This is a genomic window from Microbacterium lacticum, from assembly GCF_006716815.1.
GTDB classification, from domain to species: domain Bacteria; phylum Actinomycetota; class Actinomycetes; order Actinomycetales; family Microbacteriaceae; genus Microbacterium; species Microbacterium lacticum.
On sequence record NZ_VFPS01000002.1, the window covers coordinates 70448 to 81842 of the forward strand.

Sequence of the window (11395 nt, forward strand, 5' to 3'; positions counted from 1 at the left end):
ACCATTCCGACGGATGCCGCCGGCTCGCGGGGCCACTCGCACCCGGCAGCGACCGATTCCCGACCCCACGTGGAGCCGGGGAGCGGTCACTGCCGCGCGCTCGTCGCGCCCCGGCAGGTCAGGAGCGGCGACGCGTGGTGGTGCCGCGTCCGCGGACGGCGCCGTAGACCAGGAGGACGATGATCGCCCCGATGATCGAGCCGATGATGCCGGACGGCTGGAAGAAGCCGTCGGCGTTGTCGGTGCCGAAGATGAGATATCCGAGGAAGCCGCCGACGAACGATCCGACGATTCCGAGGACGATCGTCATGAGAATGCTCATGTCCTGCTTGCCGGGGATGACGGCGCGGGCGATGAAGCCCGCGATCAAGCCGATGACGATGATGCTGATGATGAGTCCGAACATGTGATGCTCCTCTGCTGTGCGCCGGGTGGGCGCGGGGTCGGGCATCGGGCGATGCGCCGGCCGCCGTTGGGTGGCGGCAACAATCTAAGTCAACCACCCCTCAGGGTGTGGCATAACACCCCTGAGGGTGAAAAGCTGACGCATGCCCTCTCCCGCCCGGCCCATCACGGTCGCTCTCGTCGACGACTACGACGTCGTACTGAAGGGCCTCGCCCATCTCTTCGACGACTACCGCGATCGGGTGATCGTCGCTGAGATCGACGCGAACGCCCCGGTCAGCGACAGTGTCGACGTGGTGCTGTACGACTCGTTCGCCCAGCCCGAAGCCGACCACGTCGAGATCGTCGAGCTGCTGCGCAATCCCCGCGCGCGCCGGGTGGTCGTCTACACCTGGAACTTCCATCCCGATCTCATCGAGATCGCCCGCAACCAGGGCGTGCACGGCTACCTGTCGAAGACCCTCAGTGCCGCAGAGCTGGTCACGGCGATCGAGGCCGTGCACGCCGGCGCACGCATCTTCAACGATCAGAGCCGGCGCGCACCCAGCCAGCCGGGCCTCGACTGGCCGGGCAAGCGCGAGGGCATCACCGACCGCGAATCGGAGATCCTCGCGCTCATCACGCAGGGCAAGAGCAACGCCGAGATCGCGCGGCTCACCTACCTGAGCCCGAACACGGTGAAGTCCTACATCCGGTCGGTCTATCGCAAGATCGGCGCGACGAGCCGCACCCAGGCGGTGCTCTACGGCGTGCGCCACGGGTTCACCCCCGACACGCACCGCATCGATCACTGGCTGGGCGGCCCGTGATCCACACCGCGGTCACCCGGCAGCGGCTCGGCAGTCGGCCGTGACGACGGAGCCGTCGGCCGAGAGCGTTGCCGTCTGCGCGGCACGGTAGTCGGATTCGCGGGGATGGGCGGGATACCCGTCGGTCGAGTCGTAGCGGGCGACAGCCAGGCCGGCACCGAGCACCGCCGACCCCACGTCGACGCCGCCCGTCGTGTCGACGTAGCGCAGGAGCCGCCCGTAGCGATCCTCCGGGTTCTGCCCCTCCGGGAGCACCAGGGTGATCGGATCTCCGGGGCCCACCAGCGTCGCGACGAGCGCCGTCGCTACGTCGTAGCCGCACTCACCGCGCTCGGGTGCGTCGATCCCGATGATGCGCACCGTGCCTGCGCTCGTGTCGACGGTATCGCCGTCGACGATCTCCTCGAGAGTCGCCACCACGTCCACCGTCGGGCTTGCGATGGACGCGGCATCCGGCACCCTCGCCGGGGCGCACGCGGCGAGGGATGCCGCGACGGCCAGCGCGACGGCGAGCGCGGCAACGCGGATTCGATGCGCGCGCATGGGCTCAGAGCTCACGTCCGCCGGCACCGTCGAACTTGCGCCGAAGATACTTCGGCGCCTGCACCATCCACGCCTCGGTGACGAGCTCGACGAGGTGGTCGGCGTCGATGGCGGCCATGCGGAACGCGACCTTGGGTTCACGCGCACGAACCTGGCGGCACCGCCCGTCGTCGCCCGCTCCTCGCTCCCGGGGAGCGCCCCGGCGATCGCACGGACGTCGTCGAGCGTGGGCATGCCCAGAAGCGCAGGGCGCACCCCCGACAGTGTCAGAAGGCGACGGTGATCGTGCCGTTCCCCTCGATGACCTCGCGCACCTCGTCACTCGTGAACGCCTTCTTCAGCGCGGCGGTCGCTGCCGAGTCGGCATCCTCCGACCGCACCACGAGGTTGAGCGCGAACCTGTCGTCGAGCTCGGTGATGAGTCCGTCGTCCTGCGGGTTGAGGCCGAGCGCCGCGATGTGCGAGGGCCATTGGAACACGAGATCGGCTTCGTCGTAGGCCGCGTTCAGCTGCGGAATCGCGACCTGCAAGAACTCGAGGCTCTTCGGGTTTCCGGTGATGTCGTCGGGGGTCGCGGTGTACGGGTCGATCGCGGGGTCGAGGGTGACGATGCCCTCGTCGGCGAGGAGCTTCAGCGCCCGGCCGGTGTTGGAGGGGTCGTCGGGGATCGCGACGGTCGCTCCGTTCGGCAGGTCGGCGATGTCGTCGAGCGTCTTGGAGTAGAACGCGATGATGAAGTCGTAGACGGGCTGCACGCCCACGAGGGTGCCGTCGTTGCCGGCGTTGAACGACTCCATGTAGGGCACGTGCTGCGAGAAGTTCGCGTCCACGTCGCCGGCCTGCAGGATCGTGTTCGAGAGGACGTAGTCCGACACTTCGACCAGCTCGATCGTGTACCCGTCTTCGATGGCGTCGGCCGCGGCCTCGACGACGTCGGTCATGGGCGACGTGACCGCCGCGACCTTGAGCGTCACCGGTTCGGTGGAGGCGGCATCCGCTCCCCCGCTCGGGGCGGCGCAGCCGGACAGCAGGACGGCGGATGCCAGGGCGATGCCGAGGGCGGAGATGTGGATCTTTCGCATGGGGTTCCTTCGTAAGGGGTGTGCAGGTCAGCGGTGGTCGAGACGGACGGAGATGCGATGGCCGATCAGTTGGATCAGCAGCACGCAGACGATGATGATGAGGATGGTCAGGTACATCAGCGCGTCGTTGTACTCCTGGTAGCCGTAGCGCATGGCGAAGTCGCCGATGCCGCCGCCGCCGACCACCCCGAGGACGGTCGAGTACGAGAGCAGGCTGATCGCGGCCGAGGTCAGCGCGTAGACGAGGCCGGAGCGCGCCTCGGGGAGAAAGAACTGGCCCACCGCTTGCGGCACCGTGGCGCCCATGGAGGTGGCAACACGCGAGATTCCCGGCGGCACTTCGAGCAGGATCTGCTCGACGAGGCGCGCATAGATCGCGACCGCCACGACGCACAGCGGCAGCGTCGCGGCCTGCGTGCCGAACGTGGTTCCCATCACGAGCCGGGTGAACGGGATCAGGAAGACCACAAGCAGCAGGAACGGGAACGAGCGGACGATGTTGATGTACAGGTTTCCCACGCGCCACAGCGCACGGTTCTCGGCGAAGCCGCCGGCGCGGGTGAGGAACACGGTCACGCCGAGGGGCAGGCCGATGATCACGGCCGCCGCCAGCGAGACGACCAGCATGTAGCCGGTCTCGGCGAGCGCCTCGAGCATGTCGTCGCCGTACTCGGCGAGCAGGTCGGTGAGCCAGGTCATGGCCGCAGCTCCCGCGTGACCTGCTCGTAGTAGTTCGGGAGGGTCCGATAGTCGGTCTTCTGGATGTGGAACTCCTCGCGGAGCCGGCCGTGCTCGAGCAGCGCCACCCGATCGCAGATCGCCTTGACGACATCGAGATCATGGGTGATGACGACGACGGTCGTGCCGAAGCGCTGGCGGGCGCCTTCGACCACGCGGAGAACGTCGCCCGTGGTCGAGGTGTCGAGAGACGAGGTCGGCTCGTCGCAGAGCAGCAGGGCCGGGCGGGTGATGAGCGCGCGAGCAAGACCGACGCGCTGCTTCTCTCCCCCACTCAACTGCGCCGGGTAATGGTCGGCGCGGTGACTCAGCCCGACGAACTCGAGGATCTCGTCGACCGCGCGACGCTCCTCGGCGCGCGACATCGCCGCGCCCGTGCCGCGCCGCAACCGGAGGGGCACCGCGACGTTGCGTCGCACCGTGCGGCTGGTAAGCAGGTCGATGCCCTGGAACACGACACCGATGTCACGGCGCAGGTCGCGCAGCGGCCCGCGGGCGAGGGTCGCCATCGGCTGGCCCAGCACCGTCAGCAAGCCGGAGTCCGGCGACGTGAGTCCGTTGATCATCCGCAGGAGCGTCGATTTGCCGGCGCCGCTCTCGCCGATGACCCCGGAGCCGTATTCGGCGCCGTAGATCCCGCTGCCAACGTCGGACGCCTTGCCCGCCGACGTCACCCGGCATCCCGCCACGGTGACAGGGTTGATCACATGACAGTGATCATTGCGGGATGCGGCGACCTCGGCACGGAGGTCGGCCTGCGGTTCGCCGCGCAGGGCCATCGCGTGGTCGGCATGCGACGCGAAGCGGAGCTGCTGCGAGCACCGATCGAGGGGCGCTCGGTGGACCTCCGCCACCAGGTCCCCACGATCGATGACGACACCACCACGGTCGTGGTCGCCCTTACCGCCGGAAGCCGCACCGCCGCGGCCTACCGCGAGACGTATGTCACCGGGCTCCGGAATGTTCTCGACGGGCTCGAGGCGTCCCCGGCCGATCCTCGCGTGCTCGTGGTGTCGTCGACGGCGGTGTATGACGTCGACGGCGGGGAGACGGTCACGGAGAGCACTCCCGCCGTAGGAGGCTCGGCCACCGCCGACGTGCTGCTCGAGGCAGAGAAGCTCCTGCGCTCGCGGGCGCCGGAGGCGACACTGGTGAGGCTGTCGGGCATTTACGGTCCAGGCCGCGAGCGGCTCATCGAGCAGGTGCGCTCAGGCACCGCCCGGCTCGCGGCTCCCGCGACATCACCGCACACGAACCGCATCCATCGCGATGACGCCGCTGCCGCCATCGTGCACCTCGCCGGTCTCGAGAATCCCCCACCCGTCGTGCTGGGCAGCGACGACGAACCGGCGAGGTTGGATGAGGTGCTGCGCTTTCTCGCCGCGGAGATGGGCGTTGCACTGCCGACTCAGGGTGAGGCGACCGGGTGGCAGGCCGCTGGCGACAAGCGGATCTCCAACGCCCTCCTGCGCTCGACGGGGTTCACGTTCACGTATCCGAGCTTCCGCGAGGGATACCGTGCGGTGCTCGCGGGCGGTGGCGTGCGGCATCCGTGAGCGCGGCGGTCATCCGGATTTTGACGAAGACGGAACCCGCCCCACAGCAATTTTGCTAGATAGGCTAAGCAACACCCACTCCGCGAGGTGAACCATGGCGAAGAAGCCTGATCGGACCAAGGTCGAGGGGATCGTGGTCGCCTCAGGCGAGAACGCACGGGATTTCCCTCCGGGCACGGAGGTCGTCGGCCATCTGCGATCTGGCGCGCACGCGACATTTATCACCGTGCCGGTCGCAGCGATCGTGCACAAGCCGAAGACGCTCACCTGGGAGGCCGCGGGTGGCCTCTTCCTCGCCGGCGCGACGGCGCTGGACACTCTGGATACCCTCAAAATCGGCGCAGACGACACCATTGTGATCTCCGCAGCAGCCGGGGGCGTCGGCAGCATCGAGGCGCAACTGGCCAAGCATCGTGGCGCAACCGTCCTCGGCACGTGCGGCGAGCGCAATTTCGACTACCTGCGACAGCTCGGCATCAAGCCGGTGCGCTACGGCGAGGGCATCGCCGATCGCATCCGGCGTGCTGCCGGTGGCCCGGTGACCGCCTTGATCGACAACTTCGGACAGGATGGCAGCGACCTCGCGGAGGAGCTGGGCGTGCCCGCCGGCCGCTACAGGTCGAGCGCTGACCGGCGCGACACCGAAGTCCGGCTCCTGCAGAACGATCCGGCATCCGTCGCCTACGGCACCGAGCTGCTCGCCCGCGTGACGCACCTGGCCGAGAAGCGGGCATTCACGCTCCTGATCTCGGGGCTGTACGCGCTCGACGACGTCGCCTCGGCGTATCACGATCTCGAGAAGCTCCACTCCCGAGGAAAAGTGCTGCTGGGCACCCACCTGGTGAACTCTCGACGCATCGTCAAGGCACGCGACATCTACGAAGCGGGGCGCTGACACTCAGCGGCTTCCAACCGTCGCAACCGCCGCCGCGCCATGTCGTGCGCGCGCGGACCGGTACCCAGAGCTCGTTGCGCGACGAACAATACGAGGCGGGTCGCGGTGACGGCCGGAAGCCACGAGCGGCGGAGGCCCAGCAGGCGGCGATACTCGCGCGGGATCGTCGCGACGGCTCCTTCGAACAGGATCCGGTAGCCGAATCGCAGGGAACCCTCGAGCGGCACGGTGCGCAAGAACCGCACGACATCGTCGACCCGCTCGCCGCCGCACAGCGTGCCCGCGGCGAGCAAGCCATCCATTCGCGCGTGCAGATCGCTCACGCTCACCGGCGGACGCGTGACGCCCATGAGTCGCCCCGCCGTCTCCCACTCGGAGACGTACGCGTCGGGTCCACCCGGAATCGGGCCTCCCCATGTCGTGTGGGCGACCAAGAAGGCATCCGTGAACGCGAGGTGCACCCACTCGACGAGGTCGGCGTCCTCAGCGCTGTAGCTGCGCCGCGAGCCGTCGGCAGCGTCGTACTCGCCGCGCACCGTCGCATGGAAGCGCCCCACACGCCCGAGCTCGGCCGCCACCTGCTCGCGAGCCCCAAACGTCAGCGAGAGAACCCACCTGACCGTCCCGGACAGGCGCCCGAGCGGATCTTCGCTGTAGCGCGACCAATCGTGCACGCCGGCCATCGCCCCGGGGTGGAGCGCCTGCAACAGCAACGCCCGGATACCGGCAACGAGGGTCGGGATGCCGGCGTGTACCGTCCACGCCGCGCCGTCCTCGGCGAAGAGACCGCGGTCTTCGCCTCGCTCGAGGCGCAGTACCCACGGAGGCGCACCGTCAGGCCTGGATCGTGTCACCGTCGGGTGATTTCGCGGGTTGAGGATCGTTGAGGCTTGATTTTCCGGGGGTGTTGGTGCCTCGTGCGGGGCACTAACGGCGTCGATCTAGACTCGCTCGGTGGGGTGGTTCGTGCGGAAGGTGCGCACCGCGTCGGGTGCGACGGCGGTGCAGATCGCGTCGAAGACCCGTGGTGTGCGGACGATCGTGGAGCACCTCGGCTCCGCGCACGACGATGAGCAGCTCGCGGTGCTGGTCGCGATCGCGCGGGAGCGGATCGCGGAGCTGGCCGGGCATGTCCCGTTCGATCTGGACGGGCTGGGCGCGACGCCGCCGGCCACGACCGCGCCGACGGTGACCGGGTCGAGGTCCAGGTTGTTGTGGGATGTCCTCGAGGACGCCTACGCCCGTCTCGGGTTCGACGCGGTCGGCAACGACACATTCAAGAAGCTGGTCCTGGCCCGCGTCGTCGAGCCGACCAGCAAGGCGGACACGCTGCGGGTGTGGGACGAGCTTGGTGTCCCGGGTGCGCCGTCGCTGTCGACCGTGTGGCGGACCCTCGCCCGCAGCGTTGAGCAGGACTGGCGGTCGAAGATCGCCGCCGCAGCCTACGCGCATGCGACCCGATCTGGCCCGCTCACCGTCGTGCTCTACGACGTCACCACCCTCTACTTCGAGGCGGAGCGTGAAGACAAGCTCCGCAAGGTCGGGATGAGCAAAGAGCGCCGCGTCGACCCGCAGATCCTCGTCGGCCTCCTCGTGGACCAGGGCGGGTTCCCCCTCGAAGTCCACGAGTTCGCGGGCAACAGGGGCGAGACCCTCACCCTGCTGCCCGTCCTCGACCAGTTCCGCGAACGTCACTCCGCGACCGAGGTCGTGGTCGTCGCGGACGCCGGCATGCTGTCCGCAGCGAACCTGAACCGGCTGGAGGACGCCGGGTTCGGTTTCATCGTCGGCTCCCGCACCTCCTCCGCGCCATACGATCTCGCCGAGCACTACGCGACCGTCGGGAACATCGTCACCGATGGGGAGACGGTCGAGACCACCCGAACCATGGGTGCGGGTGTGAACGCGCGGGAGCGGCGAGTGGTGTGGCAGTACTCCCACAAGCGGAAGATCCGCGACAACATCACGTTGAACAAGCAGATCGAACGCGCCGAGCAGATCGCTGCCGGCACCCGCCCGGCGAAGAAGGACCGGTTCGTCACCCTCGGCACGGGGCCCGGCGTGAACTGGGCAAGAGTCGAGAAGGCCCGCGAATACATCGGCCTCAAGGGGTACGTCACCAACCTCAGCACCGCGACGGCTTCCGCTGCAGAGATCGTGGCGGCCTACCATGACCTGTTCCAGGTCGAGGCGACGTTCCGGATGGCGAAGACCGACCTGCGGGCGAGGCCGATGTTCGCGTCGACCGCGGACTCGATCCACGCGCACCTCACCGTCGTGTTCTGCGCTCTCGCGATCAGCCGGCACCTCTACAAGACCACCGGCGTGACGGTCCGCCGTATCGTCCGCGCGCTGCGCCCGCTGCGTGACGTCACGATCACCATCGACGGACACGAACTCACCGCGACCACCCCGCCAACGGGGGAAGCCGCCGACATCATCGCCGCACTCCGGCCGGGCGTGGGGCACTAATCTGACACGATCCAGGAGACCGCGGTCTTCGCCTCGCTCGAGGCGCAGTACCCACGGAGGCGCACCGTCAGGGTCGCCCGAAAGCGGCAAGAGAAGACGCGCACGAAGACCTGAGGACTTCCGCTGCGCGCGCACGATTCCATCATCGCCTGCCGCGGCGCAGGCAGGGCCCATGGGCGCCAAAGCCGGGCGGCACGGCGGGCGTGGCCCCTCAGAGAAGTGCCGCGAACCGCTCCGTCGCTTCCACAGGCCCGATGACGATGAGAAGGTCCCCGGCCGAGATGACCGATGACGCGCCGGCAGCGCGCCACTCTCCGTCAGCGCTTCTGACCTTGACGATGGTGACTCCGTACCGGCGCCGCACGGCGGCCTGCTCGAGCGTCTTGCCCACGATCGCCCCCGGAGCCACCGTCTTGGCGACCACGAGGTCGCGATCGAACTCGACGTAGTCCAGCATGGCGCCGCGCACGAGGTGTGCCACCCGTCGACCCATATCGGCTTCGGGGAAGATCACATGCTCGATGCCGAGCTGTTCGAGGATCAGCCCGTGCTGCTCGCTGATCGCCTTCGCCCAGATCGAGCGGACTCCCATTCGCTTCAGGAGCGACGTGGTCAGGATGCTCGCTTGGATATCCGATCCGATGCCGACGACGACCCGGTCGAACTGTGTGACGCCGAGCTGTTCCAACGCGACCTCTTTCGTCGAGTCCGCGCGAACGACATGCGTCAGCACGCCGTTGAGGGACTGCACGACGTCCTCGTCGGTGTCGATGCCGAGCACCTCAGTCCCGGAGCGGACCAACTCGGTCGCGAGGGCGCCACCGAATCGTCCCAGGCCGATGACGGCGACGCTGGTGGCGGATGAGTCCTTTGCGCGCCGGCGGCGGAAGAAAAGAGTCGGGTTATCCAATGATCGGACGCTCCTTCGGGAGTTCGTACATTCGCTTCTGGGTGGTCAGCGCGAGAGCCGATCCGAGGAGAACGGGACCCAGCCTCCCGATGAACATGAGGGCTATCAACACAAGTTGCGCCACCTCGGGGAGGTCGGCAGTGATCCCCGTCGAGAGTCCGACGGTGGCGAACGCCGAGATCACTTCGAAAAGGACGCGATCTAAGCCGAATGGGCTCATCAGCATAATCGCCAGTGTCGATCCGACCACGAGCGCAACCGCGAGCAGGGCGACGGTGAGCGCCTCACGGTGCGTCGATCGAGGCAGCCGCTTCCCGAACATGTTGACGGCGGTGTCACCGCGCAATTCCGCCACGATGATGAAGAAGAGCACCGCGAACGTCGTGATCTTCAGTCCGCCGGCCGTCCCGGCAGGCCCGCCGCCGATGAACATGAGGATGTCTGTGACGAACCAGCTCTCCGCATGCATCTGTGACACGTCGATCGTGTTGAAGCCCGCGGTCCTCGGCATGACCGACATCGCGAACCCGGCGAGGAGCCGGCCGGCCGGCTCGAGAGGACCCAGCGTGCCAGGGTTCGACCACTCCAGTGCGGTGAGGGCGATCGCACCGAAGACGAGGAGAACGAGCGAGCCGATCACGACGGTCATGGTGTTGAGCGTCCATCGACGCGGGAGCAGGAGCCGGCGGCGGAGTTCCATGATCACGGGGAACCCGAGACCGCCCAGGATGATCGCCGCGCAGATCGGGAGGCAGATCCAGGGGTCTGCAACGAACGACATCAGGTTGTCGCTGAATAGCGCGAATCCCGCGTTGTTGAAGGCGGATACGGCGTGGAAGACGCCGAGCCACACGGCGCGGCCCGGTTCCTCGGCGTATCCGAGCCAGAACCTCAGGAACAGGACCAGGGCGACAACGGCTTGCGTCGTCATCGTGATGACCGCGACGCCCAGAAGGACGCGGCGGACGTCGCCGACGGCGACCGTGTGGGTCTCGCTCACCGCAGTGAGTCTCGTGCGCAGTCCCAGCCGCCGGGCGACGAGCAATCCGAGGAGGGTTGCGATGGACATCACCCCGAATCCGCCGATCTGTATGAGCACGAGGATCACGCCCTGCCCGAACGGCGACCAGAACACGGGGGTATCGACAACGATGTGTCCCGTCACGCATAGCGCGCTCGTCGCGGTGAACAGCGCTTCCATAAACGTCGCGGAGCGGCCCTGGACGGCGATCGGAAGACTGAGCAGGAAGGTCCCGACAGCGAGGACCAGACCGAAGGCTCCGGAGATGGCCCGACCGGGGGTGAGTCGGAGGACGCTACGCAACGACTGCACTCGGCAACAATCTCACAGTCGGGAGTGTCCGGGTGGGCTGACACGGTAACGACAAGCCCACACAGCGAGTTCGGCAAACGTTCTGGGTCGGCGAAACCGGCTCTTCGGAATTAGGGGTGTAGTTGGGGTCTGAATCCTCCGGCTTCGAGCAGGCTCCTGGCGATGTAGTTCGTGAGGTTGCGGAAGCCGAGCGCGGAGCCGCGGAGGTGTTCGAGCCTGCCGTTGATCGCTTCCGTGGGCCCGTTGGACGTGCCGGGACGGTCGAAGAACGCGAGCACGTCGGCGGCGCGCTGCTTGAGGGTGCGGCCGAGCTTGCGGATCTCGACGAGCGCGGCAGGAACCCCGGTGCTGACCGCGTCGATCACGGCTTGCATCATCTGCTTGCCGAGCTTCTTGTCGGGTTCACGATACGCCGCGATCATGCGCTGGTAGATGCCCCAGGTCGCTTCGACCTCGACGTGCTCCTCGGCCGCGAACAACGCCTCCAGCCGGGAGCGTTGCCGGTCGGTGAGCAGCTTGTCGCCGGTGTGCAGGGTGCGGCGTGCCTGGTAGAGCGGGTCGCCCTTCATCCCGCGCCGACCGAAGCGGAACCATCCCCACGATCCAGCTCGACCCGCGCCGGATGATCCCCCGCGTCCCGCTGCTGCGCGCA

General features: G+C 67.8%; 12 protein-coding genes and 1 pseudogene. 4 read left to right on the forward strand and 9 right to left on the reverse strand.

Annotation, left to right across the window (positions count from 1 at the left end; translation table 11 throughout):
• Nucleotides 1–118: 118 nt before the first annotated feature.
• Complete coding sequence (locus FHX68_RS05980) at nt 119–406, reverse strand: GlsB/YeaQ/YmgE family stress response membrane protein (protein ID WP_141381381.1); 288 nt, start codon at nt 404–406, stop codon at nt 119–121.
• A gap of 142 nt (nt 407–548) precedes the next feature.
• Between FHX68_RS05980 and FHX68_RS05985 the strand changes: the two genes are divergently transcribed.
• Nucleotides 549–1214 (forward strand): response regulator transcription factor, encoded by a 666-nt coding sequence (locus tag FHX68_RS05985; RefSeq protein ID WP_141381380.1) that lies wholly within the window; start codon nt 549–551, stop codon nt 1212–1214.
• 12 nt (nt 1215–1226) lie between these two features.
• Here FHX68_RS05985 and FHX68_RS05990 read toward each other — a convergent pair whose 3' ends face one another.
• The 4 genes from FHX68_RS05990 to FHX68_RS06010 all read right to left on the reverse strand — a co-directional run bounded on the left by FHX68_RS05990 (nt 1227) and on the right by FHX68_RS06010 (nt 4284).
• Nucleotides 1227–1757, reverse strand: coding sequence for a thermonuclease family protein (locus FHX68_RS05990; RefSeq protein ID WP_170219049.1), 531 nt, complete (start codon nt 1755–1757; stop codon nt 1227–1229).
• Nucleotides 1758–2023: 266 nt separating this feature from the next.
• Nucleotides 2024–2839 (reverse strand): MetQ/NlpA family ABC transporter substrate-binding protein, encoded by an 816-nt coding sequence (locus FHX68_RS06000; protein ID WP_141381378.1) that lies wholly within the window; start codon nt 2837–2839, stop codon nt 2024–2026.
• 27 nt (nt 2840–2866) lie between these two features.
• Entirely contained in the window at nt 2867–3538 is a 672-nt protein-coding gene (locus tag FHX68_RS06005) for a methionine ABC transporter permease (protein ID WP_141381377.1), read from the reverse strand.
• Nucleotides 3535–4284: an ATP-binding cassette domain-containing protein gene (locus FHX68_RS06010; RefSeq protein ID WP_229661637.1), complete on the reverse strand. Its 750-nt coding sequence runs from the start codon at nt 4282–4284 to the stop codon at nt 3535–3537. Before FHX68_RS06010 ends, FHX68_RS06005 begins: the two co-directional genes overlap by 4 nt.
• Between FHX68_RS06010 and FHX68_RS06015 the strand changes: the two genes are divergently transcribed.
• Nucleotides 4285–5133, forward strand: coding sequence for a Rossmann-fold NAD(P)-binding domain-containing protein (locus tag FHX68_RS06015; protein WP_141381375.1), 849 nt, complete (start codon nt 4285–4287; stop codon nt 5131–5133).
• A gap of 94 nt (nt 5134–5227) precedes the next feature.
• Nucleotides 5228–6028 carry an NADP-dependent oxidoreductase gene (locus FHX68_RS06020; protein WP_141381374.1) on the forward strand — a complete coding sequence of 267 codons (801 nt, stop codon included), beginning with the start codon at nt 5228–5230 and terminating at the stop codon, nt 6026–6028.
• Here FHX68_RS06020 and FHX68_RS06025 read toward each other — a convergent pair.
• Complete coding sequence (locus FHX68_RS06025; RefSeq protein ID WP_244926832.1) at nt 6010–6882, reverse strand: oxygenase MpaB family protein; 873 nt, start codon at nt 6880–6882, stop codon at nt 6010–6012. The genes FHX68_RS06020 and FHX68_RS06025 overlap by 19 nt on opposite strands.
• Before the next feature lie 100 nt (nt 6883–6982).
• On the opposite strand from FHX68_RS06025, the gene FHX68_RS06030 reads away from it, so the two are divergent.
• Nucleotides 6983–8500: an IS1634 family transposase gene (locus tag FHX68_RS06030; RefSeq protein WP_141920091.1), complete on the forward strand. Its 1518-nt coding sequence runs from the start codon at nt 6983–6985 to the stop codon at nt 8498–8500.
• 211 nt (nt 8501–8711) lie between these two features.
• Here FHX68_RS06030 and FHX68_RS06035 read toward each other — a convergent pair whose 3' ends face one another.
• The 3 genes and pseudogenes from FHX68_RS06035 to FHX68_RS06045 all read right to left on the reverse strand — a co-directional run.
• A complete protein-coding gene (locus FHX68_RS06035; RefSeq protein ID WP_141381610.1) occupies nt 8712–9410 on the reverse strand; it encodes a potassium channel family protein in 699 nt (232 codons plus the stop codon).
• Entirely contained in the window at nt 9403–10743 is a 1341-nt protein-coding gene (locus FHX68_RS06040) for a TrkH family potassium uptake protein (RefSeq protein WP_141381611.1), read from the reverse strand. The genes FHX68_RS06035 and FHX68_RS06040 overlap by 8 nt, the downstream gene beginning before the upstream one ends.
• A 110-nt stretch (nt 10744–10853) precedes the next feature.
• Nucleotides 10854–11324, reverse strand: a pseudogene (locus FHX68_RS06045) (transposase); the annotation flags it as partial.
• Between the last annotated feature and the right edge of the window lie 71 nt (nt 11325–11395).

Excerpts from the sequence above, each read along its gene's own strand:
- FHX68_RS06015 (WP_141381375.1), top strand. The coding sequence starts at position 4,285 with ATGACAGTGATCATTGCGGGATGCGGCGACCTCGGCACGGAGGTCGGC.
- FHX68_RS05980 (WP_141381381.1), bottom strand. The coding sequence starts at position 406 with ATGTTCGGACTCATCATCAGCATCATCGTCATCGGCTTGATCGCGGGC.
- FHX68_RS06000 (WP_141381378.1), bottom strand. The coding sequence starts at position 2,839 with ATGCGAAAGATCCACATCTCCGCCCTCGGCATCGCCCTGGCATCCGCC.
- FHX68_RS05985 (WP_141381380.1), top strand. The coding sequence starts at position 549 with ATGCCCTCTCCCGCCCGGCCCATCACGGTCGCTCTCGTCGACGACTAC.
- FHX68_RS06005 (WP_141381377.1), bottom strand. The coding sequence starts at position 3,538 with ATGACCTGGCTCACCGACCTGCTCGCCGAGTACGGCGACGACATGCTC.
- FHX68_RS06020 (WP_141381374.1), top strand. The coding sequence starts at position 5,228 with ATGGCGAAGAAGCCTGATCGGACCAAGGTCGAGGGGATCGTGGTCGCC.
- FHX68_RS05990 (WP_170219049.1), bottom strand. The coding sequence starts at position 1,757 with ATGCGCGCGCATCGAATCCGCGTTGCCGCGCTCGCCGTCGCGCTGGCC.